Origin of the sequence: Mesorhizobium sp. WSM4312, from assembly GCF_002294875.1 — a bacterium.
GTDB lineage: Bacteria > Pseudomonadota > Alphaproteobacteria > Rhizobiales > Rhizobiaceae > Mesorhizobium.
Window position 1 is genome coordinate 81,309 of the sequence record NZ_NSFU01000007.1, and the last position, 26,956, is coordinate 108,264.

General features: G+C 63.2%; 26 protein-coding genes. 16 read left to right on the forward strand and 10 right to left on the reverse strand.

Features of this window, described 5'->3' with window-relative positions:
- Positions 1-6: 6 nt before the first annotated feature.
- A complete protein-coding gene (tyrS, locus tag CK228_RS12920) occupies positions 7-1,260 on the reverse strand; it encodes a tyrosine--tRNA ligase (RefSeq protein WP_095788095.1) in 1,254 nt (417 codons plus the stop codon).
- A gap of 58 nt (positions 1,261-1,318) precedes the next feature.
- Positions 1,319-1,456 carry a hypothetical protein gene (locus CK228_RS35260; RefSeq protein WP_179295893.1) on the reverse strand — a complete coding sequence of 46 codons (138 nt, stop codon included), beginning with the start codon at positions 1,454-1,456 and terminating at the stop codon, positions 1,319-1,321.
- Between the two features lie 167 nt (positions 1,457-1,623).
- Between CK228_RS35260 and CK228_RS12925 the strand changes: the two genes are divergently transcribed.
- The 4 genes from CK228_RS12925 to CK228_RS12940 all read left to right on the forward strand — a co-directional run bounded on the left by CK228_RS12925 (position 1,624) and on the right by CK228_RS12940 (position 5,235).
- Positions 1,624-2,358, forward strand: coding sequence for a glycosyltransferase family 2 protein (locus CK228_RS12925; protein ID WP_095788096.1), 735 nt, complete (start codon positions 1,624-1,626; stop codon positions 2,356-2,358).
- On the forward strand, positions 2,351-2,683 hold the full coding sequence (locus CK228_RS12930; RefSeq protein ID WP_010909058.1) for a lipid-A-disaccharide synthase N-terminal domain-containing protein: 333 nt from the start codon (positions 2,351-2,353) through the stop codon (positions 2,681-2,683). The genes CK228_RS12925 and CK228_RS12930 overlap by 8 nt, the downstream gene beginning before the upstream one ends.
- 41 nt (positions 2,684-2,724) lie before the next feature.
- On the forward strand, positions 2,725-4,374 hold the full coding sequence (locus CK228_RS12935; protein WP_179295894.1) for a glycosyltransferase family 39 protein: 1,650 nt from the start codon (positions 2,725-2,727) through the stop codon (positions 4,372-4,374).
- Positions 4,375-4,659: 285 nt separating this feature from the next.
- On the forward strand, positions 4,660-5,235 hold the full coding sequence (locus tag CK228_RS12940; protein WP_245438018.1) for a phosphatase PAP2 family protein: 576 nt from the start codon (positions 4,660-4,662) through the stop codon (positions 5,233-5,235).
- A gap of 12 nt (positions 5,236-5,247) precedes the next feature.
- On the opposite strand, the gene CK228_RS12945 is transcribed toward CK228_RS12940, so the two are convergent.
- Both CK228_RS12945 and CK228_RS12950 read right to left on the reverse strand, forming a co-directional pair.
- Positions 5,248-5,898, reverse strand: coding sequence for an FMN-binding negative transcriptional regulator (locus tag CK228_RS12945; protein WP_095788098.1), 651 nt, complete (start codon positions 5,896-5,898; stop codon positions 5,248-5,250).
- A gap of 21 nt (positions 5,899-5,919) precedes the next feature.
- Entirely contained in the window at positions 5,920-6,594 is a 675-nt protein-coding gene (locus CK228_RS12950) for an alpha/beta hydrolase (RefSeq protein ID WP_027046762.1), read from the reverse strand.
- 240 nt (positions 6,595-6,834) lie between these two features.
- On the opposite strand from CK228_RS12950, the gene CK228_RS12955 reads away from it, so the two are divergent.
- The 7 genes from CK228_RS12955 to sufA all read left to right on the forward strand — a co-directional run bounded on the left by CK228_RS12955 (position 6,835) and on the right by sufA (position 13,913).
- On the forward strand, positions 6,835-7,998 hold the full coding sequence (locus tag CK228_RS12955) for a cysteine desulfurase family protein (RefSeq protein WP_095788258.1): 1,164 nt from the start codon (positions 6,835-6,837) through the stop codon (positions 7,996-7,998).
- A gap of 190 nt (positions 7,999-8,188) precedes the next feature.
- On the forward strand, positions 8,189-9,706 hold the full coding sequence (gene sufB, locus CK228_RS12960) for a Fe-S cluster assembly protein SufB (RefSeq protein ID WP_095770374.1): 1,518 nt from the start codon (positions 8,189-8,191) through the stop codon (positions 9,704-9,706).
- A 27-nt stretch (positions 9,707-9,733) separates the two neighbouring features.
- Positions 9,734-10,489, forward strand: coding sequence for a Fe-S cluster assembly ATPase SufC (gene sufC, locus CK228_RS12965; RefSeq protein WP_095788099.1), 756 nt, complete (start codon positions 9,734-9,736; stop codon positions 10,487-10,489).
- A 25-nt stretch (positions 10,490-10,514) separates the two neighbouring features.
- Positions 10,515-11,783, forward strand: a complete 1,269-nt coding sequence (sufD, locus tag CK228_RS12970) for a Fe-S cluster assembly protein SufD (protein WP_095788259.1) — start codon at positions 10,515-10,517, stop codon at positions 11,781-11,783.
- A gap of 4 nt (positions 11,784-11,787) precedes the next feature.
- A complete protein-coding gene (locus tag CK228_RS12975; protein WP_095788260.1) occupies positions 11,788-13,032 on the forward strand; it encodes a cysteine desulfurase in 1,245 nt (414 codons plus the stop codon).
- A gap of 5 nt (positions 13,033-13,037) precedes the next feature.
- Complete coding sequence (locus tag CK228_RS12980; protein WP_095770883.1) at positions 13,038-13,430, forward strand: SUF system Fe-S cluster assembly protein; 393 nt, start codon at positions 13,038-13,040, stop codon at positions 13,428-13,430.
- A 102-nt stretch (positions 13,431-13,532) separates the two neighbouring features.
- Positions 13,533-13,913 carry a Fe-S cluster assembly scaffold SufA gene (gene sufA, locus CK228_RS12985; RefSeq protein ID WP_013532156.1) on the forward strand — a complete coding sequence of 127 codons (381 nt, stop codon included), beginning with the start codon at positions 13,533-13,535 and terminating at the stop codon, positions 13,911-13,913.
- Positions 13,914-14,068: 155 nt separating this feature from the next.
- Here the strand turns inward: sufA and CK228_RS12990 are convergent, their stop codons facing one another.
- The gene (locus CK228_RS12990; protein WP_095788100.1) at positions 14,069-14,566 is read right to left on the reverse strand and encodes a GFA family protein; all 498 of its coding nucleotides are present in this window, start codon (positions 14,564-14,566) and stop codon (positions 14,069-14,071) included.
- A gap of 89 nt (positions 14,567-14,655) precedes the next feature.
- Here CK228_RS12990 and CK228_RS12995 point away from each other — a divergent pair, with 89 nt between their 5' ends.
- Complete coding sequence (locus CK228_RS12995; protein ID WP_095770372.1) at positions 14,656-14,979, forward strand: TfoX/Sxy family protein; 324 nt, start codon at positions 14,656-14,658, stop codon at positions 14,977-14,979.
- Between the two features lie 182 nt (positions 14,980-15,161).
- Here CK228_RS12995 and CK228_RS13000 read toward each other — a convergent pair whose 3' ends face one another.
- Together CK228_RS13000 and CK228_RS13005 are read right to left on the reverse strand one after the other, a co-directional pair.
- The gene (locus tag CK228_RS13000; protein WP_095788101.1) at positions 15,162-16,079 is read right to left on the reverse strand and encodes a pseudouridine-5'-phosphate glycosidase; all 918 of its coding nucleotides are present in this window, start codon (positions 16,077-16,079) and stop codon (positions 15,162-15,164) included.
- A gap of 72 nt (positions 16,080-16,151) precedes the next feature.
- Positions 16,152-17,096: a carbohydrate kinase family protein gene (locus CK228_RS13005; protein ID WP_095788102.1), complete on the reverse strand. Its 945-nt coding sequence runs from the start codon at positions 17,094-17,096 to the stop codon at positions 16,152-16,154.
- 280 nt (positions 17,097-17,376) lie between these two features.
- Here CK228_RS13005 and recA point away from each other — a divergent pair, with 280 nt between their 5' ends.
- The 4 genes from recA to CK228_RS13025 all read left to right on the forward strand — a co-directional run bounded on the left by recA (position 17,377) and on the right by CK228_RS13025 (position 23,182).
- Positions 17,377-18,474 (forward strand): recombinase RecA, encoded by a 1,098-nt coding sequence (gene recA / locus CK228_RS13010; RefSeq protein ID WP_010909075.1) that lies wholly within the window; start codon positions 17,377-17,379, stop codon positions 18,472-18,474.
- A gap of 259 nt (positions 18,475-18,733) precedes the next feature.
- Positions 18,734-21,400 (forward strand): alanine--tRNA ligase, encoded by a 2,667-nt coding sequence (gene alaS, locus CK228_RS13015; RefSeq protein ID WP_095788103.1) that lies wholly within the window; start codon positions 18,734-18,736, stop codon positions 21,398-21,400.
- A gap of 10 nt (positions 21,401-21,410) precedes the next feature.
- Positions 21,411-22,706: an SDR family oxidoreductase gene (locus CK228_RS13020; RefSeq protein WP_095788104.1), complete on the forward strand. Its 1,296-nt coding sequence runs from the start codon at positions 21,411-21,413 to the stop codon at positions 22,704-22,706.
- Positions 22,703-23,182 (forward strand): DUF2269 domain-containing protein, encoded by a 480-nt coding sequence (locus tag CK228_RS13025; protein WP_095788105.1) that lies wholly within the window; start codon positions 22,703-22,705, stop codon positions 23,180-23,182. Before CK228_RS13020 ends, CK228_RS13025 begins: the two co-directional genes overlap by 4 nt.
- 14 nt (positions 23,183-23,196) lie before the next feature.
- On the opposite strand, the gene CK228_RS13030 is transcribed toward CK228_RS13025, so the two are convergent.
- The 3 genes from CK228_RS13030 to CK228_RS13040 all read right to left on the reverse strand — a co-directional run bounded on the left by CK228_RS13030 (position 23,197) and on the right by CK228_RS13040 (position 26,409).
- Positions 23,197-23,823, reverse strand: coding sequence for a glutathione S-transferase family protein (locus CK228_RS13030; protein ID WP_095788106.1), 627 nt, complete (start codon positions 23,821-23,823; stop codon positions 23,197-23,199).
- A gap of 79 nt (positions 23,824-23,902) precedes the next feature.
- Positions 23,903-25,114 (reverse strand): NADP-dependent isocitrate dehydrogenase, encoded by a 1,212-nt coding sequence (locus tag CK228_RS13035; RefSeq protein WP_095788107.1) that lies wholly within the window; start codon positions 25,112-25,114, stop codon positions 23,903-23,905.
- A gap of 317 nt (positions 25,115-25,431) precedes the next feature.
- Positions 25,432-26,409 carry a right-handed parallel beta-helix repeat-containing protein gene (locus CK228_RS13040; protein ID WP_095770366.1) on the reverse strand — a complete coding sequence of 326 codons (978 nt, stop codon included), beginning with the start codon at positions 26,407-26,409 and terminating at the stop codon, positions 25,432-25,434.
- Positions 26,410-26,956 lie beyond the last annotated feature (547 nt).

Below are 26,956 nucleotides of genomic sequence, written 5' to 3' on the forward strand. Positions count from 1 at the left end.
ACGGCCTCAGGCCGGCCGCACCAGAACGTGTTTTTTCTTGCCGAGTGAAAGCTTTACGACGTTTTCCGGACTCAGATCCTGAAGCGTGACCATGCGGCGGTCGTCATTGACCGACTGGTCGTTGATGCGAACCGCGCCGCCCTGTATGTGGCGCCGCGCCTCGCCATTGGACGATGCCAGCCCGGCCGTGACCAGCAGCGACAGGATGCCGACGCCGGCTTCGAGTGCCGCCTTGTCGGCCCCGACGGTCGGCAATGTCTCGGCGAGCGCCCCCTCCTCGAAGGTCTTGCGCGCGGTTTCCTCGGCCTGGTTCGCCGCTTCGCGGCCGTGGACGATTGCCGTCGTCTCGGTGGCCAGGATCTTCTTGGCCTCGTTGATCTCGGAGCCGCCGAGGGCGGCCAGGCGCGCGATTTCGTCGAGCGGCAGGCGGGTGAATATCTTCAGGAAGCGCTCGACATCGGCGTCCTCGGTGTTGCGCCAGTACTGCCAGAAATCATAGGGCGAGAAGAGGTCGCCGTTGAGCCATACCGCACCCTTCGCCGACTTGCCCATCTTGGCGCCCGACGATGTCGTCAGCAGCGGCGTGGTCAGCGCGTAAAGCTGCGGCGTGCCCATGCGATGGCCGAGATCGACACCGTTGATGATGTTGCCCCACTGGTCCGATCCGCCCATCTGCAGGCGGCAGTTCTGGCGCCGGGCGAGCTCGACGAAATCATAGCCCTGCAGGATCATGTAGTTGAATTCGAGGAACGACAGCGATTGCTCGCGGTCGAGCCTGAGCTTGACGCTGTCGAAGGTCAGCATGCGGTTGACGGAGAAATGCCGGCCGACATCGCGCAGGAACTCGACATAATTGAGCTTCATCAGCCAGTCGGCATTGTTGACCATGATGGCGTCGTTCGGGCCGTCGCCGAAGCGCAGGATGCGGCCGAAGATGCGCTTGATGCCCTCGATGTTGGTGGCGATCGCTTCCGGCGTCAGAAGGCTGCGCTGGTCGTCGCGGAAGGACGGGTCGCCGATCATCGACGTGCCGCCGCCCATCAGGGCGATCGGCCGGTGTCCGGTTTCCTGCAGCCAGTAAAGCATGGTCGCCGAGATCAGATTGCCGATATGCAGGCTGGTGGCGGTGGCGTCATAGCCGACATAGGCGGTGACCGTTTCCTTGGCGAAAAGCTGGTCGAGGCCGGTCTCATCCGAAATCTGGTGGATGAAGCCGCGCTCGCTCATCGTGCGCAGGAAATCGGATTTGAAGGCAGGCATGTTTTCTTTCCCGAAAGCGTCCGCCCGGTCCGGCCCGGGCATATGTGAACGGGCGCGTTTAGCATCCAAGCGCGATCAGCAAAAGTGGAATCCGGTTTTGCGTCAGATCGCGCGCCAACCATGAGGTCGCGATCAGCAAAAGTGGAATCCGGTTTTGCGTCAGATCGCGCGCCAACCATGAGGTCGCGATCAGCAAAAGTGGAATCCGGTTTTGCGGCCCGCGCGGATAATGCCGTCATGCTTGCTTCATCGTTTCGGCTGGCGTAATGAGGCGCCGCGCCAAAGGTTCTTGCAGCCCACGACCTCGAGCGGCACCGCACGGCATCCATCAATGCCACATTCGACGACAGAGCCCGACGCGACATGCCGGACGCATTGATATCCATTGTCATTCCTTGCAGGAACGAGGCGGCAAACCTGCCGCTCTTGATCGACGAGATCGAGGCGGCGATGGCCGGGCGCGACTTCGAACTGATCATCGTCAATGACGGCTCGACCGACGAGACGGCTGCCGTGCTTGCCGAACAGGCGGCGCTTCGCTCTTTTCCGGTGCGGGAGTTGCGGCATCAGAAATCCGCCGGCCAGAGCCTTTCGGTGCGTTCGGGCGCCTGGGCGGCGCGCGGCGGCATCGTCGCCACCATCGACGGCGACGGCCAGAACGATCCGCAATACATTCCGGTGCTGGTCGATGCCTTGCGGCAGGCCGGTCCTGATTTCGGCGCCGCCCAGGGGCAGCGCCTCAAGCGCCGCGACAGCAAGGTCAAGCAGCTGGCGTCGCGCTTCGCCAACTGGCTGAGAAACGCCATCCTGCATGACGAGACGCGTGATACCGGCTGCGGCCTGAAGGCTGTCCACACCGATATCCTGCGCAAACTGCCCTTCTTCGACGGCACGCACCGCTTCGTCCCAGCCCTGGTCATCCAGGAAGGCTATCGCGTCGTGCATTGCGATGTCGTCGACCGCTCGCGCCGTCACGGCAAGTCGAACTACGGCATTTTCGACCGTGGCCTGCAGGGCGCGCTCGATCTCGGCGGTGTCTGGTGGCTGCGCCGCCGACGCCGCAGGATGCCAAAAGTAGAGGAAATCAAGCGTGTTTAACGTGCTTCAGGAACTGGGGACCTGGCTTCACCAGGTTTTCATCAAGCAATTCGATGCGTGGATCCTGCTCGGCTTCGTTGCGCAGTTCTTCTTCACCATGCGCTTCGTCGTGCAATGGCTCGCTTCGGAAAAGGCCAAGCGCAGCGTCGTGCCGGTGGCCTTCTGGTTCTTCTCCCTGTTTGGCGGCGGTCTGCTTCTGATCTATGCCATCCAGCGCCAGGATCCGGTGTTCATCGCTGGCCAGGCCATGGGCATGTTTATCTACATCAGAAATCTCTGGCTGATCGCCAATGAGCGCAAGGCGGCGATGACCAAGGTCGATTGAGCGGCCCGTCACTGCGAAAAAATGGTTAGAGAGGCTGATGCATGGCGTTGAACAGGAACTACCTTCTCCTTTTCCTGTTCAGCCTGGTGATGACGCTTTCGGGGCTGGCATCGCTGCCGCCGATCGACCGGGACGAGTCGCGCTTCGTCCAGGCGACCAAGCAGATGGCCGAGAGCGGCGACTATGTCGACATCCGCTTCCAGGAGGCCTCGCGCTACCAGAAGCCGATCGGCATCTACTGGCTGCAGTCGGCGGCGGTGACGCTGAGCGGCAAAGGCGCCGAGGCGCCGATCTGGGTCTATCGCACGATCTCGGCACTGGGCATTGCCATTGCGGTGCTGGCGATCGTCTGGACGGGGACCAATCTTTTCGGCGCCAATGCCGGTATTGCCGCCGGCCTGGTGATGGCCGCGATCTTCGCCACGGCCTTCGAAGGGCGCGACGCCAAGACCGATGCGATGCTGCTGGCCTGCTGCGTGGCGGCGCAAGGTGCGCTGGCGCAGATCTATCTCGCATCGCGCCGCAAAGAACCGGTCGCCGGCCATCTCTGGTGGATTTTCTGGATCGCGCAAGGCGCGGCGATCCTCGTCAAGGGGCCGATCGCGCCGCTGCTGTCGGCGCTGACCATCGCGGTGCTGTTCGCCTTCGAACGTGACGGGCGCTGGCTGTCGAAGCTCAGGGTCGGACGCGGCCTGTTGCTCGTCGTGGTGGTCGCGCTGCCCTGGCTTGCCGCGATCACCTGGAAAAGCCACGGCGCTTTCCTGCAGCAAGCCGTCGGCAAGGACATGCTCGGCAAGGTCGCGTCGGGCGAGGAATCACACGGCCTGCCGCCGGGCTTCTACATGCTGACCTATTCGCTGTTCATGTGGCCGTTCGGGTTGATCGCGGTCGGCGCCGGCCTCCAGGCCCTCAACCGCCTGCGCGACGATGTCAGGCTGCGCTTCTGCCTCGCCTGGTACATCCCGTTCTGGCTGGTGTTCGAGCTGATCCCGACCAAGCTGCCGCATTATGTGCTTCCGGCCTATCCTGGCATGGCGCTGCTGATCGGCTGGCTGCTGACATTGCAGCCCGAGGACGCCAACGCGCCGCTGAAGCGCTGGCAGCAGTGGCTGTGGTGGTCGACCGCCTTCGGCTTGGTCGTGGTCAGCCTTGGACTGGCGGCGGTTTGCATCGGGGCGCCGATCTATCTCACCCACAGCTTCTCCTGGTGGAGCATACCGGCGGCCGCCGCCGCATTGGGTACGGGCTATTTCGCGTTTTCGCGGCAGCTGCAGGTGCCGTTGCCCCGCATCGGAGCCACCGCGGCCTGTGCCGGCATCACCTATGCCTTGCTGTTCGGCGTCATCGCCCCATCGCTGAAACCGATCTGGCTGAGCCCGGCGATCAAGCAGGCGGTGCTTGCCAACAAGCCTTGCGACACGACGGTGCTGGCCTCGGCGCGGTATCAGGAGCCGAGCCTGGTGTTCCTGGTCGGCACGAAAACGGTGCTGACCGATGTCGGCGGCGTGGCGCAGCATCTGCTTGCCGATCCTGCCTGCGCGCTAGGGCTGGCGCCGATCGAGGACGAGCAGAAACTGAATGGCATGCTGTCGGTGCCAGGCAAATCGGTGAAACGGGTCGCGGAGATCGACGGCCTCAACTATTCGTCGGGAGACAAATTGTCGCTCGGCCTCTATCGTGTGGCCCCATGATGGCTCGTCGATGCCCATGACGGCAACAATGGGGTCGAATTCCCAATGCTCGTAAAATCGCGCCCTTCAGTTTCCGGTCGGTTCCTTGGGGTAGGGCGACGGTCCCTGAGCAATTTTCGCGACACCATGCGGATCGTGAGAGGGCGCTTTGCCGCTCGTCCCGCGCGTTACCCCAACATCGCATGGCCGGTCTGGCTCATCGTTTGGATGTTGCTGACGGCGGCGGCCTTTGTTCGCCTCGATACACCGGCAGGGTTGGTCCATGGCCAATGGCCGGGAGCCGGGGTGGCTGAATTCCTCACCCAGTTCGCTCTCGGTGGCTGGTACCTGATCCCGTCGGCGCTTCTGCTCGTTGGGGCCAATCTGACCGATTGGCGCAGCCTTTCACGGCGATCGCTGATGCTCGTCTACAACTGGACTTGCCTGGCTTTTCTGGTGCTGAGCGCTGTCGGCCTGTCGGGCCTGCTGGTCAATGTCCTGAAATATGCGATCGGCAGGGCCCGCCCGCCCTACTTCCAGGATTTTGGCGTGCTCGCCCTGCACCCCTTCGCCTTTGACGCGCGCTTCGCCGGTTTTCCATCCGGCCATGCCACGACGATGGGGGCGGTGTTCGGCGTTCTCCTGCTTTTGTTTCCGCGGCGTTGGTACATTGCCCTGGTGATCACCGCCTGTCTCGCCTCGACCAGGGTTTTCGTCGGCGCACACTATCCGAGCGACACGGTGGCCGGCTTCGGCCTTGGCTGCGCCTTCGCGCTGGCTTGCGGGCTGGTCTTTGCCCGGCTCGGCTTCATCTTCCGTCCGACGCCGTCAGGGTTGCCGGTCCGCAAGGCATCCTTCCGGCTCATTGCACCGGAAAGATAAGTCTTTGCCGGATTAATTGTTGTCCAGGCCGCCGTAGGACCTTACCAGGCGAGCCATGTCGGTCGCGTCGGCGACTTCGTTTTCCAGTCCCTGTGCCACGCCGGCGCGATCGGCGACGGGGCGGTTCTGGCTGACCTTCCACTTGCCGTGGATCTCGCTGATCTCGATCTCCAGCCCGATAATGCCCTTGATCTGCGACTGGATGAAGGGCGGCGGCGCATCGGTCACTGCCCAGGGTGCCTCGCGGGCACCTTCCTGGGAAGCGGTCAGATCGCCAATCTGCCGCGCCAGCCACGCCTGGTCGTCGATCACCTTTGCGGTGCCGCGCACCTGCACGATGGCATAATTCCAGGTCGGCACCACCTTGCCGGTCTCGCGCTTGGTCTCGTACCAGGAGGGCGTCACGTAGGCATCGGCGCCCTGGAAGACGATCAGCACGGGCGACGCCGGATTGTCGGCAATGAGGCGCCAGTGCGGGTTGGCCTTGGCCAGGTGAGCCCGCAACCTGCCGTTCGGCGCCGCTGCGGCGTCGAGCAGGAAGGGAATGGCGTTGGCGACCGGGCCGTCAGGCCCGTTCGAGATCAGCATGCCGAGCGGATGCGTCCTGATCAGTCCATGCAGCACGTCGGGCCGCGTTTCCTGGAAATGGGGAGGCTCGTACATCGGCGCTGGCGCCTTTCCTGCTTATCTCAGCCGCTTGGGCCGCGGATCGGACAATTCGCCCGCCAGCCGGCGATCGAGATAGTCCGCGCATTCCTCGATCAAAAGATCGGCGTGGTTGGCGAAGAAGTGGTTGGCGCCGGGCAGGGTCTTCTGCGTGATGGTGATGCCCTTCTGCGTGTGCAGCTTGTCGACCAGGCCCTGCACATCCTTCGGCGGCGCCACCTTGTCGGCATCGCCATGGATGATCAGGCCCGATGACGGGCAGGGCGCCAGGAACGAGAAGTCATAGGTGTTGGGCTGCGGCGCGATCGAGATGAAGCCCTCGATCTCGGGCCGGCGCATCAAGAGCTGCATGCCGATCCACGAGCCGAACGAATAGCCGGCGACCCAGCAGCTCTTGGAATCCGGGTGCAGCGACTGGACCCAGTCGAGTGCGGCGGCGGCATCCGACAACTCGCCGGTGCCGTGGTCGAATTCGCCCTGGCTGCGGCCGATGCCGCGGAAATTGAAGCGCAGCGTGGTGAAATCGCGCTTCTGGAACATATAGAAGAGGTCGTAGACGATCTTGTTGTTCATCGTGCCGCCGAATTGCGGATGCGGATGCAAGACGATGGCGATCGGCGCGCTCTTTTCCTTGGAGGGCTGGTAGCGTCCCTCCAGGCGGCCGGCCGGACCGGTGAAAATGACCTCAGGCATAAAATACTCCACTTGGGTAATACGAATGCGCGGCGCCCGGAACGGACCTTCCTCTGGCCTTGACGCAGGGCGAGCGTCTTCTTAGAAGCTAGTTTAGAACTATTCAAAACTGAGTGGCCAGACGTCGAGCCCGGCCACCCGCGCCGCAAGCCGCGTAAATAGGACGGCTCGCCTTGGAATTTCAAGGAAATAACGCCATACGACGACCGAATGGCTTCTGACGGGATCAACTGGACGAAAATGGCCGCAAAACGCGCCTATCTCGACTACAATGCCAGTGCGCCGCTGCTCCCAGTGGCGCGCGAGGCTATGGTCGCGGCGCTTGACGTGGCGGCCAACCCATCATCGGTCCATGCCGAAGGCCGCGCCGCGCGGCGCCTGATCGAGACGGCAAGGCGCGAGGTCGCGGCTCTGGTGAATGCCAGGCCCGAACATGTCGTGTTCACCTCCGGTGCGACCGAAGCTGCCTCGACGCTGCTGACCCCCGATTGGCAGATGGGGCGCGGCAGCGTGCGCATGAGCCGGCTCTACGTCTGCGAGGCCGATCATCCCTGCCTGCTGAATGGCGGACGCTTCCCGGCGGGGCAAGTGACGCGCATCGGCGTCGATGCCAACGGCATTGCCGACCTTGCCGCCTTGGCCGCGGCACTTGCAGGTCATGACAAGGCCGATGGTCTGCCGCTGGTCGCGATCCACGCCGCCAACAACGAGACCGGCGTGATCCAGCCGATCGCTCGCATCGCCGAAATCGTCAAGGCCGCGGGCGGCATTCTTGTCGTCGACGCGGTTCAGGCCGCCGGCCGCGTTTCCATCGACATATCAGCGGGTTACGCCGATTATTTGATTCTGTCTTCGCACAAGATCGGCGGTCCCAAGGGTGTTGGTGCCATCGCCGCCGCCGCCGATCTGATGATGCCGAAGCCCCTGATCAATGGCGGCGGCCAGGAAAAGGGCCATCGCGGCGGAACCGAAAATCTCGCCGCCATATCAGGCTTTGGTGCCGCCGCGCGCGAAGCGCTGGCCGGACTGCCGGCGATCGATGCGGTGCGCCAGCGACGCGACGAGATCGAAGCGATCGTGAAAATGCTGGTGCCGGAGGCGGAAATCTTTGGAACCGACGCGCCAAGGCTTGCCAACACGACATTCTTCGCTATTGCGGGCATCAAGGCCGAAACCGCGCAGATCGCCTTTGATCTCGCCGGTGTGGCGCTGTCGGCCGGCTCCGCCTGTTCGTCGGGCAAGGTCGGGCCGAGCCACGTGCTGAAAGCCATGGGCTATGGCGACAGTCTTGGCGCCTTGCGCGTGTCGATCGGTGCTGCGACGGGCGCCGAGGACATTGAATTGTTCCGCACCGCGCTGGCGGGAATTGCCCAGCGCCGGGCGGGCAGGGAACAGGCCGCCTGAACGCGGTGAAAAAGGAATTCAGGCTTCGCAGCCTGGTAGAGCCGTGCGTTTGCAAGTGGCCGGGTGAATTTCCGGTCGAAACGCACTATATGGAACTTACGCCACTTCCGGCGCCTCCAGGGGCTGCCGTTGGCGGTGCCATAGTTTGAAAACTGCCGGGCCTTGACCCCGGCGTGGATGGAGAACGCATATGCCTGCTGTGCAGGACACGATCGATCGGGTCCGAAAGATCGACGTCGACCAATACAAATATGGATTCCAGACTGAAATCGCTGTCGACAAGGCTCCCAAGGGCCTGAGCGAAGACATCATCCGTTTCATTTCGGCCAAGAAGGACGAGCCATCCTGGATGCTGGAATGGCGTCTGGAAGCCTATCGGCGCTGGCTGACGCTGGACGAGCCGACCTGGGCGCGCGTCCACTATCCGAAGATCGATTTCCAGGACATCTACTATTATGCGGCGCCCAAGAGCACGCCCGGCCCGTCCTCGCTCAGCGATGTCGATCCCGAACTCTTGAAGGTCTACGAAAAGCTCGGCATTCCGCTGCGCGAGCAGGAGATCCTTGCCGGCGTGCAGAAGACCGATGCATCCGATCTCGAGGAGCCCAGCGACAACGTCTACAAATCCGGCCGCGTCGCCGTCGACGCGGTGTTCGATTCCGTATCCGTCGTCACCACCTTCAAGAAGGAACTGGCCCAGGCCGGCGTCATCTTCTGCTCGATCTCGGAAGCCATCCGCGAGCATCCGGAACTGGTGCGGAAATATCTCGGCTCGGTCGTGCCGACATCGGACAATTTCTACGCCACGCTGAATTCGGCTGTGTTCACCGACGGCTCCTTCGTCTTCGTGCCCAAGGGCGTGCGCTGCCCGATGGAGCTGTCGACCTATTTCCGCATGAACGAGAAGAACACCGGCCAGTTCGAACGCACGTTGATCATCGCCGAGGAGGGGGCTTACGTCTCCTATCTCGAGGGCTGCACCGCACCGCAGCGTGACGAGAACCAGCTGCACGCGGCGGTCGTCGAACTGGTGGCGCTCGACGATGCCGAGATCAAATATTCGACCGTGCAGAACTGGTACCCCGGCGATGCCGAGGGCAAGGGCGGCATCTACAATTTCGTCACCAAGCGCGGCGACTGCCGTGGCGACCGTTCGAAGATTTCGTGGACGCAGGTCGAGACCGGCTCGGCCATCACCTGGAAGTACCCGAGCTGCATCCTGCGCGGCGACGATTCTTCCGGCGAATTCTATTCGATCGCCGTGTCGAACGGTTATCAGCAGGTCGATAGCGGCACCAAGATGATCCATCTCGGCAAGAACACGTCGAGCCGCATCATCTCCAAGGGCATCGCCGCCGGCTTCTCGCAGAATACCTATCGCGGCCAGGTCTCGGCGCACCGCAAGGCGACCAATGCCCGCAATTTCACCAACTGCGACAGTCTGCTGATCGGCGACCAGTGCGGTGCGCACACCGTGCCTTACATGGAAGCCAAGAACTCGACGGCGCAGTTCGAGCACGAGGCGACGACGTCCAAGATTTCCGAGGACCAGAAGTTCTACGTCATGCAGCGCGGCATTCCCGAGGAGGAAGCCATCGCGCTGATCGTCAACGGCTTCGTCAAGGATGTCATCCAGCAGCTGCCGATGGAGTTTGCCGTCGAGGCGCAGAAGCTGATCGGTATCTCGCTTGAGGGCTCGGTCGGCTGACCGGACAGATATTCAGGAAACAAAAGAATGCTTGAGATCAAGAACCTGCACGCCCGCATCGTCGATGACGGCACCGAAATCATCCGCGGCCTGAACCTGACGGTGAAAGCCGGCGAGGTCGCCGCCATCATGGGCCCGAACGGCTCGGGCAAGTCGACGCTGTCCTATATCCTCGCCGGCCGCGAGGACTACGAGGTCACCGAGGGCGACATCCTCTACAATGGCCAGTCGATCCTGGAGATGGATCCGGCCGAGCGCGCCACCTCGGGCATTTTCCTCGCCTTCCAGTATCCGATGGAGATACCGGGTGTGGCGACCATGGAATTCCTGAAAGTGGCGATGAACGAGCAGCGCAAGGCGCGCGGCGAGGAGCCGCTGAAGATCCCGGAATTCCTGAAGCGGGTGAAGGAAGCCGCCGCCTCGCTCAGCATGGACATGGCGATGCTGAAGCGGCCGCTCAATGTCGGCTTCTCCGGCGGCGAGAAGAAGCGCGCCGAGATCCTGCAGATGAAGCTCTTGGAGCCGAAGCTTTGCGTGCTCGACGAGACCGATTCCGGCCTCGACATCGATGCGCTGAGGATCGTTTCCGACGGCGTCAACGCGCTGCGCGCGCCCGACCGGGCGTTCCTGGTCATCACCCATTACCAGCGGCTGCTTGAACACATCGTGCCCGATAGCGTGCATGTGCTCTACAAGGGCCAGGTCATCAAATCCGGCGACAAGTCGCTGGCGCTCGACCTCGAGGCCAACGGCTATGCCGGCGTGATCGGCGAAGCCGCGTGAGATGCCAGAAGGCAAGGTCAAACTGATGAATATGCACACACAACCACAGCGGACACCGGCCGAGACAGCGTTGATCGACGCGTTCGGCGACCGGCTGTCGCTGCTGCCGGGCGACGGCGCGGTGATGCTGAAGCGCGACGACGCGATCGAGGCGATCAAGCACGGCCTGCCGACGCGGCGTGTCGAATCTTGGCACTACACCGATCTGCGCCGGCTGTTGAATGTTGTGCCGGATTTCGACCCGGCCGCCCTGGCCAAGGCCGTCGCGCCGATCGTCGAAGGCTCCGCCGTTCTGCCGGTCCTGAACGGCAAGTCCGACGCCAAGACGCCGGTCCTTGAAGGCGTTACCGTCCAGCGCCTGTCGGACAAGCTGATCGATGGCAGCATCGCGCCGGGGCTCGATCCCTATGGCAGCGACGATGCCATAGGCGCGCTGAACACCGCTTTTGTCGCCGACGGTTATTTTGTCGACATCGCCGATGGCACGGAACTTGAAAAGCCGATCGAGCTGCAGAATGTGCAGGCCGGCGGCCAGACCCATGTGCGCTTGGCCGTTCGCGTCGGCGCTGCCTCCAAGGCCGTCATCGTCGAGCGTCAGGCTGGTGATGGCGCCGCGCTGGTCAGTTCGGTCAGCCAGCTGGTGCTCGGCGAGGGCGCCGAGGTGACATGGCTGATTGTCCAGCAGCAGCCGGAGACGGCGACCCATCTGGCGCAGTTCAAGGCCCATATCGGCAAGAACGCGAAACTGACGCTGTTTGTCATGAACGCCGGCGGCAAGCTTGTGCGCCAGGAGGTCATGGTCAAGACGACTGGCGAAGGCGCCGATTTCAAACTGCGCGGCATCAACCTTCTGGCCGGCGATACCCATAGCGACGTGACAATGGTGCTAGACCACACCGTGCCGCACACGACCTCGACCGAGATCATCCGCAACGTGGTGACGGGCAAGGCGCGCGGCGTCTTCCAGGGCCGCATCAATGTCCATCAATATGCGCAGAAGACCAACGCCAAGATGGCCTGCAACACGCTGCTGTTGTCGGATGATGGCGAGTTCTCGACCAAGCCGGAGCTCGAAATCTTCGCCGACGACGTCGTCTGCGGCCATGGCGCGACGGTGACCGAGATCGACCATGACCATCTGTTCTACCTGATGGCGCGCGGCGTTGACGAGAAGAGCGCCCGTGGCCTGCTGGTCAAGGCCTTCGTCGCTGAGGTGATCGAGGAACTGGACGACGAGACGATCGTCGAGGCGCTGGAAGCCAGGCTCGACGAATGGTTCGTAACGCACGGGTGAGATGATGAACGCTCCAGGCAAGATCGGAGATTTCTACGACGTCGAGGCGATCCGCCGCGACTTCCCGATCCTGTCGCGTGAAGTCTACGGCAAGAAGCTGGTCTATCTCGACAACGGCGCCTCGGCGCAGAAGCCGCAGGTGGTGCTGGACACGATCCAGCATGCCTATTCCCAGGAATACGCCAACGTCCATCGCGGCCTGCATTTCCTGTCCAACGCGGCGACCGACGCTTATGAAAAGGCGCGAGAGACGGTGCGCCGCTTCCTCAATGCGCCAAGCACCGACAACATCGTCTTCACCTCGAACACGACCTCGGCGATCAACACCGTCGCCTATGGCTATGGCATGCCCAACATCAGCGAGGGCGACGAGATCGTGCTGTCGATCATGGAGCACCACTCCAACATCGTTCCCTGGCATTTCATCCGCGAGCGGCAGGGCGCCAAACTGGTCTGGGTGCCGGTCGACGATCTCGGCGCCTTCCACATCGAGGAATTCGAGAAGCGGCTGACCGAGCGCACCAAGCTCGTCGCCATCACGCAGATGTCGAATGCGCTGGGCACGGTGACGCCGATCAAGGAGATCGTGCGCATCGCGCATGCGCGTGGAATTCCCGTGCTGGTCGACGGCAGCCAGAGCGCCGTGCACATGCCGATCGACGTGCAGGATCTTGACTGCGACTTCTTCGTCTTCACCGGCCACAAGGTCTACGGGCCCTCCGGCATCGGCGTGCTCTACGGCAAGAAGGACATTCTCCAGGGCATGCGGCCCTTCATGGGCGGTGGCGAGATGATCGAGGAGGTGACGGAAGACATCGTCACCTACAACGAGCCGCCGCATCGCTTCGAGGCCGGCACGCCGCCGATCGTCCAGGCAATCGGGCTGGGTGCGGCCCTCGACTACATGGAAAAGATCGGCCGCGAGCGCATCGCGGCGCATGAGGAAGACCTCAAGACCTACGCGCATGAGCGGCTGCGCGCCATCAATTCGCTGCGCATCTTTGGCGATGCGCCCGGCAAGGGCGCGATCATCTCCTTCGAACTGCAGGGCATTCATGCCCATGACGTGTCGATGGTGATAGACAGGCAGGGCGTGGCAGTCCGTGCGGGCACTCATTGCGCCCAGCCGCTGTTGAAACGCTTTGGCGTAACCTCCACATGCAGGGCATCGTTTGGCATGTATAATACCAGGGCCGAAGTCGACGCCTTGGCCGAGGCGCTTGAAAAAGCGCGCAAATTCTTTGGGTGACGATCATGGATGATGCGAGCATCACTGCCGAGACCACTCCGGAACCCGCCGCCAACAGCGTCGTTTCCGCCACGGCCATCCCCGCCGACGAACTGGCGCGGCTGACCGACGACATCGTCTCGGCGCTGAAGACCGTCTACGATCCGGAAATCCCGGCCGACATCTACGAGCTCGGCCTCGTCTACAAGATCGACATCGAGGACGACCGTTCGGTCAAGATCGACATGACGCTGACCGCGCCGGGCTGCCCGGTGGCCGGCGAAATGCCCGGCTGGGTCGAAAACGCCGTCGGCGCCGTCGAAGGCGTCTCCGGCGTCGAGGTCAACATGACCTTCGACCCGCCCTGGTCGCCCGACCGCATGTCGGAAGAGGCTCAGGTGGCGGTGGGCTGGTACTAGCGTCGAGCCTGGTACACTTGCGCCAGGGGTAAAACTTCACCATTTTAGGTGAGGAATCATTCGGCAGGCCTTGAACCTGCATGGAATGGAGAAGGAAAGACAATGGGACGCTTTGCCGTCATCACGATGACCGAAAAGGCCGCGGACCGGGTGCGCGAGATCGTCGCCACGCGCGACAACGCGCACGGCATTCGCTTGGGCATCAAGAAGGGCGGCTGCGCCGGCATGGAATATACGGTCGACCTGGTGACCGAGCCCAACACCAAGGACGACCACATCGAGCGCGACGGCGCCCACGTCTATGTCGCGCCTGAGGCCGCGCTGTTCCTGTTCGGCACCGAGATGGATTTCGAGCAGACCACGCTGCGCACCGGTTTCACCTTCCACAACCCGAACCAGAGTTCGGCCTGTGGCTGCGGTGAATCCGTCGAACTGAAGCCGGCCGATCTCAAGGCATTGGCGGAAGCACGCGCCTCGGCCTGATCTCTCCTTCGCCCCGTTCACGGGGAGAAGGTGTCACGAAGTGACGTACGAGGGGCAGCGCCAGCGTATCCGGGTTCGCACCACACTTTCCAAAGTCTGCGCCGCCCCTCATCTGCCTGCCTGCATCTTCTCCCCGTAAACGGGGAGAAGGAACCTTACTCCACCCACATCCCTGTCCGCTTGTGCCAGTCGGCGATCGATTCCTCGGGGTAGACGTCGAACGTCTTGTCGCCCTTGCCGATATCGGGCTCGACCCAGTTCGCCTTGTATTTCAGCATCAGATGCACCTTTTCAGGCGGCTTCGGCAGGTCGCTGTCGATCGCCGAGGCGAAGGGATGCACAAGGTCCGGCCAGGTCGGGTCGTAAAGCCAGAGCGCCGAGCCGCATTTGCGGCAGAAATTGCGCTCGCCGGTCGAAACCTCGCAATTGGGATGCTCGTCGTCTTCGATCTCGGCGCGATAGACGCCAAGGCTTCTCTTGCCCCGGATGTTCAGCGTTTGGTAGTCGGCGCCGAGATTGATGGCGAAGCCGCCGCCGCCCTGCTGCTTGCGGCAGATCGAGCAGTAGCACAGCATGAACGGCACGGGCGTGTGGCTCTCCACCTCGAAACGCACGGCGTTGCAGCGGCAGGACCCCTTGAGCAGAAGCGGCATGACAAGAACTCCGATGGAATGGGCTTAACTTGTCAGCATGGTTCTGGTTGCGCGATGACAATGTCAAATGCCGGTGACATGATCGCGGCATGGACAATGAACGCATCGCCGAACTGTTCTCAGGGCTAGGCCCGGTCAGCATCCGCCGGCTGTTCGGCGGCAAGGGCATCTATTTCGACGGCGTCATCGTCGCCATCGTGCTGCGCGGCGAATTGCTGCTCAAGGCCGACGAGCAAAGCGCGCCCGATTTCGAAGCCGCGGGCTGCAAGCAATGGACCTATACCGGCAAGCGCCACGGCAAGCTGGTCGCCATGCCCTATTGGAGCATTCCCGACAGCGCCTTTGACGATCCCGACGAGATGGCGGTGTGGGCACGCCGCGCCTATGAGGCAGGGCGGCGCGCAGGCAAGTAGATCCCCGCAAGCGCGAGGCCCCTCATCCGGCCGCTGTGCGGCCACGTTCTCCCGCTGGGGAGAAGAGGAAAGCGCCGGCGCTGCAAGCTCCTCTCCCCCCGGGGAGAGGTCGGATTGCCCCGAATTGCTCTTTTGCAATTCGGTCTTGGCAATCCGGGTGAGGGGGCATTTGCCGCTTGAACCTACAGGGCCTTGGCGATCTCGGCCGCCAGCCGCGCATTGTTTTCGACCAGCGCGATGTTGGTCTTGAGGCTGCGGCCGCCGGTCAACTCCAGGATTTTTCCCAGCAGGAACGGCGTCACCGCCTTGCCGGTCACGTTGAGCGCCTCGGCGGCCTTTTGCGCGGCTTCGATGTAGCCGGCCATCTCCTCGGCCGGGATTTCCTGGTTTTCCGGCACCGGATTGGCGACCAGCATGCCGCCGCCGAGCCCCAGCGCAACCCTGGTCTGGTAGAAATGCGCGATCTCTTCCGGTCCGTGCAAGGTCAGCGGCGCGCGGAATGGCGACTGCCGCGACCAGAAGGCGGGCATCGTCTCGCAGCCATGGCCGACGACAGGCACGCCGCGCGTCTCCAGCACTTCCAGCGTCTTTTCGATGTCGAGGATGGCCTTGGCGCCGGCCGAGACGACGATCACCGGCGTGCGTGCCAATTCGTCGAGATCGGCGGAGATGTCAAAACTCTTCTCCGCGCCCTTGTGCACGCCGCCAATGCCGCCGGTGGCGAACACCTTTATCCCAACCATTTCAGCCGCGATCATGGTGGCTGCGACGGTCGTGCCGCCGGTGCGTCCTTGCGCGACGGCGAAGCCGAGGTCGGCGCGCGACAGCTTCATGGCGTCACCGGTCATGGCCAGCGATTCGCGCTCGCCGTCAGACAGGCCGATCTTGATGCGGCCGCCAACCACCGCGATCGTCGCCGGTACGGCGCCGCCGTCGCTGATGATCTTCTCGACATTGGCTGCCATGGCGCCATTGTCGGGGTAGGGCATGCCATGGGTGATGATGGTGCTTTCCAGCGCCACAACCGGGCGCCCGGCGGCCAGGGCTTGCGCCACTGGTGCGTGGATGTCGATGAAGGGGCGGGCGGTTTCGGGTCTCATCTGGATCTCCAACTCGCGGTGCGGCGCATGGGGGGCGCCCGGCAACACAGCGGCACTATGAATTTGCCGGTCTCATGCCACTTCCTGCGCGTCCGGCACAAGAGCCAGAGCTTCGGCGAAGCTCGCCGCGGTAAAATCGGGGATGGCGTCGGCGCTTTCGATGGCCAGCGTCGCCGCCGCGACGCCTTCGCGCAAAGCTTGGCGCAGCGGCAGGCCGCGCAGCAGGGCTGCCACCGTCGCACCCGCCAGCGCGTCGCCGGCGCCGGTGACGTCAGCGACTTTTCTCGGGGCAGGCGGTTGGATCGTAAAGGCGCCCGCTTCATCGAAACCCAGCACCGGCGCGCTGCCCGCCGTCACGACGCCGCTGGCAAGGCCGCTGCATCGCAACCCGTCGACGACATCTCCTTCGGCGGCGTTTGCGTCGACGCCGGCCAGCGCGACGGCTTCGCGCCGGTTCATGAAGACCAGCGCCAGCGCGCCGAGCACCGGTATCAGCCGCACCACCTTGGCCGGCGAGATGGCAATGGCATACACCGGCTTGCCGGCCGCAAGCGAAACCAGCCGCTCCAGTGCCGCCGACGGCAGATTGGCGTCGCACAGGATGGCATCGGCGGCAGCGATCGCTTCGCGGACCTTGGACCGTCTCATCTGCTTGGGAAACGCCAGATCGTAGAGCACCATGTCGGCAAAGCCGACGATCAACTCGCCCTCGCGATCGATCAGCGCGGTGTAGCTCGGCGTCGTGCGGTCGAGGAAGACCGCCGACAGGTCGGCGATGCCTGCCTCGGCGATGGCTCGCGAAATGGTGTCCGCCGCTGCATCGCCGCCGCGCATCGACATCAGCGAGCCCGATACGCCGCGCCGCACCGTGCTGCGCAGCGCGTTGAATACGCCGCCGCCGACGTCCTCGCGCATCGTGCCGGGATTGGACGCCGCCGGCACATACGTGCCTGACACCTGGCCGCGCCGGTCGATATGGGCGCCGCCCACGGCCAATATCTCTATGGATTTCACCATGCCGGCGATATGCCCTTTGTTATTGCAACTGCACAAGCGCTAGACTGCGTCATAGCCTTCGCCAGCAAGATGGCGATTCGGCGGATCGATACAACCGAGCAGTCTGGCCCAATGCGGGATACATCCCTGTTCGATCTCTTGGTACGGAAAAAGAACAAATCCGGATATGACTTGTTTTTCAGATATTTGATCCCTCTTGCCAAACGAGAACAAAAAAGGTACAAAATGGCAGGGATTACGGATTGTCCGGCCTTCATTGACGACCAAGGGGTGATGTATCATGGCTCAGAATTCTTTGCGGCTTGTAGAGGATAAGGCAGTGGACAAATCAAAGGCTCTGGATGCGGCGCTGTCGCAAATCGAGCGGGCTTTCGGCAAGGGCTCGATCATGCGGCTCGGCGCGAACGAGCAGGTCGTCGAGATCGAAACGGTGCCGACCGGATCGCTCGGTCTCGACATCGCGCTCGGCGTCGGTGGCCTGCCGCGCGGCCGCATCATCGAGATCTACGGGCCGGAAAGCTCGGGCAAGACGACGCTGGCGCTGCACACGGTGGCCGAAGCCCAGAAGAAGGGCGGCATCTGCGCCTTCGTCGACGCCGAACACGCGCTCGACCCGGTCTATGCCCGCAAGCTCGGCGTCGATCTTGAGAACCTGCTGATCTCGCAGCCCGACACAGGCGAGCAGGCGCTGGAGATCTGCGACACGCTGGTGCGCTCCGGCGCCATCGACGTGCTGGTGGTCGATTCGGTCGCGGCACTGACGCCGCGCGCCGAAATCGAGGGCGAGATGGGCGATTCGCTGCCCGGCCTGCAGGCCCGCCTGATGAGCCAGGCGCTGCGCAAGCTGACCGCCTCGATCTCGCGCTCCAACACCATGGTCATCTTCATCAACCAGATCCGCATGAAGATCGGCGTCATGTTCGGTTCGCCCGAAACCACGACCGGCGGCAACGCGCTGAAATTCTATGCGTCGGTGCGCCTCGACATCCGCCGCATCGGCTCGGTCAAGGATCGCGACGAGGTCGTCGGCAACCAGACCCGCGTCAAGGTGGTCAAGAACAAGCTGGCGCCGCCCTTCAAGGTGGTCGAGTTCGACATCATGTATGGCGAGGGCGTGTCCAAGACCGGCGAGCTGGTTGATCTCGGCGTCAAGGCCGGCGTGGTCGAGAAGTCCGGCGCCTGGTTCTCGTACAATTCGCAACGTCTCGGCCAGGGCCGCGAAAATGCAAAACTGTTCCTGCGCGACAATCCCGATACCGCACGCGAGATCGAACTGGCGCTCAGGCAGAATGCCGGGCTTATCGCCGAAAAGTTCCTCGAAAATGGTGGCTCTGAAGGCGGCGACGACGGTTTTGAGGACGAAGCCGGCGCGATGTAGGGCAACGGACAGAGTTCGGCCATAAAGTCGACCTATGATCCGATGCTTAAGTAACCGAGTTCTTTAGTATCGCGTCCAAAACCGCCGGCCTTCGCGCCGGCGGTTTTCGTTTTTGGGACCAATAGACTCCCAGGATTGGCCCAGTTCCGTGTTTCTGGACAGGCTGGAGCGTGGCCGCTAAAAGGCCAAGTCTATTTCTGGAAAGCAGACACCAGTTTCCGCCGGCCGCGCCGGCGGTTTTCGCGAAAAGGCAGCAGTCATGAGTGGCGTGAACGAGATCCGGTCGACATTTCTCGACTATTTCCGCAAGGAGGGCCACGAGGTCGTGGCCTCGAGCCCGCTCGTGCCGCGCAACGATCCGACATTGATGTTCACCAATGCCGGCATGGTGCAGTTCAAGAACGTCTTCACCGGTCTGGAGAAGCGGTCCTATTCGCGCGCCACCACCGCCCAGAAGAGCGTTCGCGCCGGCGGCAAGCACAACGACCTCGACAATGTCGGCTACACCGCGCGCCACCTGACTTTCTTCGAGATGCTCGGCAATTTCTCCTTCGGCGATTACTTCAAGGAGCGCGCCATCGAGCTTGCCTGGAACCTGATCACCAAGGAGTTCGGGTTGAAGAAGGACAAGCTGCTGGTCACCGTCTACCACACGGACGACGAGGCGGCCGGCTTCTGGAAGAAGATCGCCGGTTTCTCGGACGATCGCATCATCCGCATCCCGACCTCGGACAATTTCTGGGCGATGGGCGACACGGGTCCGTGCGGGCCGTGCTCGGAAATCTTCATCGATCGTGGCGAGCACATCTGGGGTGGCCCTCCCGGCAGCCCCGAAGAGGATGGCGACCGCTTCCTCGAATTCTGGAACCTGGTGTTCATGCAGTATGAACAGGTGACGAAGGAGGAGCGCATCGACCTGCCGCGCCCGTCCATCGACACCGGCATGGGCCTGGAGCGCATGGCCTCCATCCTGCAAGGGGTGGAAAGCGTCTTCGAGACCGACCTGTTCCGTCACCTGATCGATGCGGCGTCCTCCGCGCTTGGCCGCGCGCCCGATACGGAAACGGTGGCCTCCTACCGCGTCATTGCCGACCATTTGCGGTCGTCCTCCTTCCTGGTCGCCGACGGTGTCTTGCCGTCGAACGAAGGCCGCGGCTACGTGTTGCGCCGCATCATGCGCCGCGCCATGCGCCACGCGCAGCTGCTCGGCGCGAACGAACCGCTGATGTGGAAGCTGGTGCCGGCGCTGGTGCGCGAAATGGGCCAGGCCTATCCCGAACTGCCGCGCGGCGAACAGCTGATCACCGAGACGCTGAAGCTCGAGGAGACGCGCTTCCGCAAGACGCTGGTGCGCGGCCTCGGCCTGCTTTCCGAGGCGACGGAAACGCTGCATGCCGGCGACATGCTGGATGGCGAGACGGCGTTCAAGCTCTACGACACTTACGGCTTCCCGCTCGACCTGACGCAGGACGCGTTACGCCAGCGCAACATCTCGGTCGATCTGGCCGGCTTCACCAATGCGATGGAGCAGCAGAAGGCCGAGGCGCGCAAGCATTGGACCGGGTCCGGCGAGGCCGCCACCGAAACGGTGTGGTTCTCGGTGCGTGAAAAGACCGGCGCCACAGAATTCCTCGGTTACGAGACCGAGCAGGCGGAAGGCCTCATCCAGGCGCTGGTCAAGGACGGCAAGACCGTCGACAGCGCCGGCAAGGGTGATGCCGTTGCGGTCGTCGTCAACCAGACGCCGTTTTATGGCGAGTCCGGCGGCCAGATGGGCGACACCGGCGTCATCTCGGGCGAAGGTTTCTCGATCGCGATATCCGACACGCAGAAGAAGGCCGACGGCCTGTTCGTGCATCTGGGCAAGGTGGCGAGCGGCACGGTCAAGACCGGCGCTGCCGTCGAGCTCAAGGTCGATCATGCACGCCGCACCAGGCTGCGCGCCAACCACTCCGCCACGCATCTGATCCATGAAGCGCTACGCGAGGTGCTGGGCACCCATGTCGCGCAGAAGGGCTCGCTGGTCGCGCCCGAGCGCCTGCGTTTCGACATCTCGCACAACAAGCCGATCTCGGCCGAGGAACTCGAAGAGGTCGAGCGCATAGCCAATGAAATCGTCGTGCAGAACAGCCCGGTGACCACACGCCTGATGTCGGTCGACGACGCCATCGCCGAGGGCGCCATGGCGCTGTTCGGCGAGAAGTATGGCGACGAGGTGCGCGTCGTGTCGATGGGCACGGGCCTGCATGGCGCCAAGGCCAACCGGCCCTATTCGGTCGAACTCTGCGGCGGCACCCATGTCAGGGCGACCGGCGATATCGGCCTGGTCCGGGTGGTCTCCGATAGCGCGGTCGCCGCTGGCGTGCGTCGCATCGAGGCGCTGACCGGCGAGGCGGCCAGAAAATATCTCGACGAGCAGGACAGGCGTCTGAAGGCGGCGGCAGCCGTGCTGAAAATCTCACCCGCCGACGTGCCGGCGCGCGTCGAGACCTTGCTCGAAGAGCGCAAGAAGCTCGAGAAGGAACTGACCGAAGCGCGCAAGAAACTGGCACTCGGCGGCGGTGCCGCGGCGGGTGCGCCCTCGGAGAACGAGACGGTCGCCGGCGTCGGTTTCCTCGGCAAGGCGGTCTCCGGCGTCTCGCCGAAGGATCTCAAGCCGCTGGCCGATGCCGGCAAGACTTCACTCGGCTCCGGCGTCGTCGTCTTCGTCGGTGCCGGCGAGGACAACAAGGCAAGCGTCGTCGTCGCCGTCACCGACGACCTCGTCGGCCGCTTCAGCGCCGTCGACCTGGTGCGCGTCGCCTCCGCCGCCTTGGGTGGGCAGGGCGGTGGCGGGCGGCCCGACATGGCCCAGGCCGGCGGCCCGGATGCCTCGAAGGCCAATGATGCGATCGCGGCTGTGAAGGCGGCGCTCGAAGCCGCCTGAAAGCCATGGCATGAATGTTCTCGTCCTCGGTGGCTATGGTTTGATCGGGGACGCAGTCATCGGCCGTTTGCTTCGCGACGGTCATCACGTGACCGGCCTCGGTCGCGATGTTCAGGATGCCGGGCGACGCCGGCCGGCGGTGCGCTGGATCGCGGCGGACATGTCGAAACTCCTTGCCGCTGAAGACTGGCTGCCGGTGGTTGCGGGCATGGACGCGGTGGTCAATGCCGCGGGCGCCTTGCAGGACGGCCCGCGCGACCGCCTCGACGCCGTTCACCGGGGCTCGGTGGTGGCACTCGTTGCGGCCTGCGAACAGGCCGGTGTGCACCGCTTTGCGCAGATCTCCGCGATCGGTGCCGATCTCGCCTCGGCAAATCCTTTCTTCAGCACCAAGGCGCAAGGCGACAAGGCCGTCGCAAGCTCCTCGCTGGAGTGGACCATCCTGCGGCCGGGCCTTGTGATCGCGCCCGCTGCCTATGGCGGGACGGCACTTTTGCGCGCCCTTGCGGCATTCCCCGGTTTTGTTCCGGCCGTCATGCCGCAACAGCCGATCCAGACCGTGGCGGTCACCGACGTTGCCGAAGCGGTGGCGCGCGCGGTCGCCGGATCGCTGCCGCCCCGACTCGCCGTCGATCTCGTCGAAGCCAATGCCAGACCGCTCGCCGAGGTCCTCTCCACCTTGCGTGCGTGGCTTGGTCTGCCGCCTGCGAGAGTGGTGCCGATGCCAGCCATTCTCGGCCGGCTCGCCGGCGCGGTTGCAGATGTGCTTGGAACTCTTGGTTGGCGGTCCCCGCTGCGCAGCGCAGCCCTTGCTGCCGTGGCGGGCGGTGTCACGGGCGACGCAGCGGCCTGGAACCGAATTTCCGGCCGTCCGCTTCAGCCGCTGGAAGCAACGCTGGCCGACATGCCGGCCAATGTCCAGGAACGATGGTTCGCCCGCCTCTGGCTGGCAAAGCCTGTCATCTTCGCTTGCCTGTCCCTATTCTGGCTTGTTTCGGGTGTCATCGGCCTGATCCGGCAAGAGGCGGCGGCGGATATCCTTCTTTCGCACGGCGTGTCGGCGAGCCTGGCCCATATCGCGGTTCTGGCCGGAAGCACGGCAGACATCCTGGTTGGCGCGGCTGTCGTGGTCCGATCCCTGGCCCGGCGCGCGCTGCTGGCGATGATTGCCATCACACTGTCCTATCTGGCGGGGGCGTCGCTTCTTGTCCCAGGTCTATGGCTTGATCCACTGGGGCCGCTGGTCAAGACGATCCCCGCGCTTTGCCTGGTGCTGGTGGCGCTCGCGGTGCTCGACGAGCGATGAGCCTCTGGGTCGACATATTGCGCTGGGCGCACGTCATCGGCGCCACGGTTCTGTTCGGCACCGGCGCCGGCATTGCCTTCTTCATGCTGATGGCGCAGCGCAGCGGCCGCGCCGATCTCGTCGCCCATGTCGCGGGCACGGTCGTCATCGCCGACACCATTTTTACGGCGACCGCCGTCATCGTGCAGCCGGCCACCGGCGTGTTGCTGGCGCAGGCTGCGGGCTGGCCGCTCTCCGAAGGCTGGATCGCGCTGTCCTTGCTGCTTTATGTCGTGGCCGGCCTGTTCTGGCTGCCGGTGGTCTGGATTCAGATCAGGATCCGCAATCTGGCGCGGCAGGCGGCCATCGAAAACGCGCCGCTGCCCGCCGAAGAGAAACGCCTCTTTCGCATCTGGTTTGCTTGCGGTTTTCCAGCCTTTGGCGCGGTGCTTGCGATCCTCTGGCTGATGGTGACCCGGCCCGAGATAAGGTTTTAGCGCCGCCTCGGGTTTCAATCAGCCTTTTCGGTCATGGCAAAGGCTTCTGTGGCCGCGATCCGGTCCCACCATGCCAGAATCTCGGGAAACTCGGCCAGAAGCTTTTGCCCGTCGGCAACCTTGAGGAAATAGGCGATGATCGGCGCCGCATGCAGGTCGGCCAGTGTCACCCGATTGCCGAGCAACCATGGCCCGGGAGCCTTGAGTGATGCGAGCACCCTGAGGACCGTTTCCGCCTGCCGCAGCCCGCCGGCGATCAGGCTCAAATCCGGCTCTGGCTTTTCGAGCCGCTCGACGGCAACGTCCCAGACCATGGCGCGGTAGCCGTAGGCGTCGAGCATGCCTGTCATCTGGCCCATCCTGGCGCGGCCGCGCGCATCGGCGGGCTGCAGCGCCGGGCCGTCGAAGGCCTCGTCGACATAGCGGGTGATCGCATTCGTCTCGAAAAGGCGAAAACCGTCATGCTCCAAGGCCGGGATGCGGCCGAACGGGTGATGTATCAGATACCAGGCCGGGATGCCCTCGGCGGCGAAGATGTCGAGCGGCACCAGTTCGTAGTCGACGCCTTTCTCCTCCAGCGCCATCCGCGCGATGCGCACATAGACACTGTAGTCCGCGCCATAGAGGATCGGCCTGGTCATGCTGTCAGCTCCTCGCTTTCGCTGGCCCAAAAAAGCGAAGGCTCCTTTCGGAGCCTTCGGCATGTGTAAAACTGGGCTCTTAAGCCATCGCCTTCTGCAAGTTCTCGTCGATCTTGTCGAGGAAGCCGGTGGTCGAGAGCCAGGGCTGGTCGGGTCCGATCAGCAGCGACAGGTCCTTGGTCATGAAGCCGGACTCGACAGTCTGGATGCAGATCTTTTCCAGCGTCTCGGCAAAGCGCTTCAGTTCAGCATTGTCGTCGAGCTTGGCGCGGTGCGCGAGGCCACGCGTCCAGGCGAAGATCGAGGCGATCGAATTGGTCGAGGTTTCCTCGCCCTTCTGGTGCTGGCGGTAGTGGCGGGTGACGGTGCCGTGCGCGGCTTCGGCTTCCACCGTCTTGCCGTCGGGCGTCATCAGCACCGAGGTCATCAAGCCGAGCGAGCCAAAGCCCTGCGCCACCGTGTCGGATTGCACGTCGCCGTCGTAGTTCTTGCAGGCCCAGACATAGCCGCCCGACCATTTCAGGCTGGAGGCCACCATGTCGTCGATGAGGCGGTGCTCGTACCACAGCTTCTTCGACTTGAACTCGGCCTCGAATTCAGTCTCGTAGACTTCCTGGAAAATGTCCTTGAAGCGGCCGTCATAGGCTTTCAGGATGGTGTTCTTGGTCGACAGGTAGACCGGATAGTTGCGCAGCAGGCCGTAGTTCAGCGAGGCGCGGGCGAACTCGCGGATCGACTCGTCGAGATTGTACATGGCCATGGCGACGCCGGCGCCGGGAGCGTCGAACACGTCATGCTCGATCACCTTTCCGTCCTCGCCGACGAACTTGATCGTCAGCTTGCCCTTGCCGGGGAAGCGGAAATCAGTGGCGCGGTACTGGTCGCCGAAGGCGTGGCGGCCGACGATGATCGGCTTGGTCCAGCCGGGTACCAGGCGCGGCACGTTCTTCATGATGATCGGCTCGCGGAAGATGGTGCCGCCGAGGATGTTGCGGATGGTGCCGTTGGGCGACTTCCACATCTTCTTCAGCTTGAACTCCTCGACGCGCTGTTCGTCGGGGGTGATCGTCGCGCATTTCACGCCGACGCCGTATTTCTTGATGGCGTTGGCCGAATCGATGGTCACCTGGTCGTTGGTGGCGTCGCGGTGCTCGATGCCGAGGTCGTAATATTCGAGCTTGAGGTCGAGATAAGGGTGGATCAGCTTGTCCTTGATGAACTGCCAGATGATGCGGGTCATCTCGTCGCCGTCGAGTTCGACGACCGGGTTCGCCACCTTGATCTTCGCCATGGAAAGAATGCCTCGTTCAACAGTTGGGGGATGGCGGGTCGGCCCCGCCAGGATAGGGACTTCGCCTATAGCAAAGCGATCCGGGCGGCGCAAACCGGGGCAATGCGGAAGCAGGCTGCTGCCGGCGCAATTCTAGTCTAGGAGAAGCGTGAAGCGGGTTTTCGTTCGAAATTGCCGTAAAACAAGGGGACAGGCGGCGTTTCCGCGAAACGGTAAACCGATCCAGCAATCGTGGACAAAGATCGATGCCGCGCTGCCCATCGAGAGGCAGGCGGCATCGCCTTTGTTTCGTGCTGCCGCACGCAGGCGGCAGCCGCTTATTGCAGCGGCGTGCCGCCAGGGCCGGGGAAGGCCGTGATCGGCGTTCCGTCGGCCACGTTGCCGGAGATCATGTTGTTCTTGAACGACTGGACGGCGCCGCTGCCGGTGTTGCTGACCCCGGTGACATTGCCGAACACCGTCGAGGCGCCGAGAAAGGCGATGGCGCTGCCGGGGCCGCTGGCGGCGGCGCCGTTGGCATTCACGCCGACGCCGGCATTGGAACTGATCGTGGTGTTGACGATCGTCGCGCGTACCGACGATGCCGCGGCGACGGACTTGACCGCCACCCCGTTGCCGCTGTTGCCGCTGACCAGGCTGTCGGTCAGCGCCATGTTCATGGGAGAGGTGTTGCCGGTGCCGTCGACAAGAATGCCATTGGCGCTGTTGGTCAGTTCCACCCTGGACAGGATGGCATTGATGCCGATGGCGCCAGTCGTTTTGATAAGAACGGCGCCACCGGCTGCCTCGGCTATCCGTGTATTGATTATGTAGAGTTCGCTGGCGCCGTTGGGAAGAAATTCGACGCCATTGCTGGTCACCCGCTCGATGTTGCAGTCCTCGATATGCAGTTGACCTTGGCCGATCATCCGCACGCCGTCGAGTCCAGTGCCCACGCCGTCTATGTCGAGGCCGCGAAGATGCACGACGGAGCCGACGGTCGTGTTTATGATGATGCCGTTCACGAGCGCCGAAAGCACACCGCCTTCAGTCGTTCTGCAGTCGATGGTGATGGATTTGGTGATGGTGACCGCGCCAAATCCGCCCGGGTCCAGACAGTTGATCTCGCCGGCCGTCGCCGTCTTCGAGATGGCGCCGGCAAACGTCTTGCAAGGTGCCGTTCGGCTGCACGGATCGGCGTCGTTGCCGACGCCGGAAACCCAGGTCCGTGTCGCTTGCGCGGAAGCCGGAGCAATCACGAAGACCGATGCCAGAAGCAACACAGCGATTGAAAGGAAAAACCGTAAGACGTTCATTTGCCCCCTCCTGAAGTTTGGCCAACACCCGTGTCGGCTATTGAAAACCCGTGTGGAAACGCTTGGGGCACAGATAAGTGACAGGAGCGTGCAAGACACGCTCCGTCTTCAAATGAATTTACCGATACAGCTTGGCCCCAAGCGGTTTTGATATTGCAATTTTCTAAGATTATGTCACAGCGGCGGCCGCATCGCCGTATTTAACTATACATATAGCTAATAGGTTATTTCTGTAACCGGAAGATGTCGCCGATAAAAAAGTAAGGCAGAGCCATCAAGCAGTATAGGGTTGGATAGCTTGTCGTTGCCAGAGCGGCCGCGATGCCCACATCTCAACCATCCCTTGAGAAGATGGAGCACCGTGGCTCGTTTGCTTGTAAGGGCGTGTGACCATTTGCTCCAGCCCGCCGGTGGAGCGAATTTGGATTTTTCGCGCCGACACAGGGGGTGCGGGACAAGGCTATTTGTCGCCAGGTCACCGACAACTCTTCAAAAAGCCGTATCGATATGGCAGGACGCGGTGACCTCGTAGCGCAATCATCTGGAA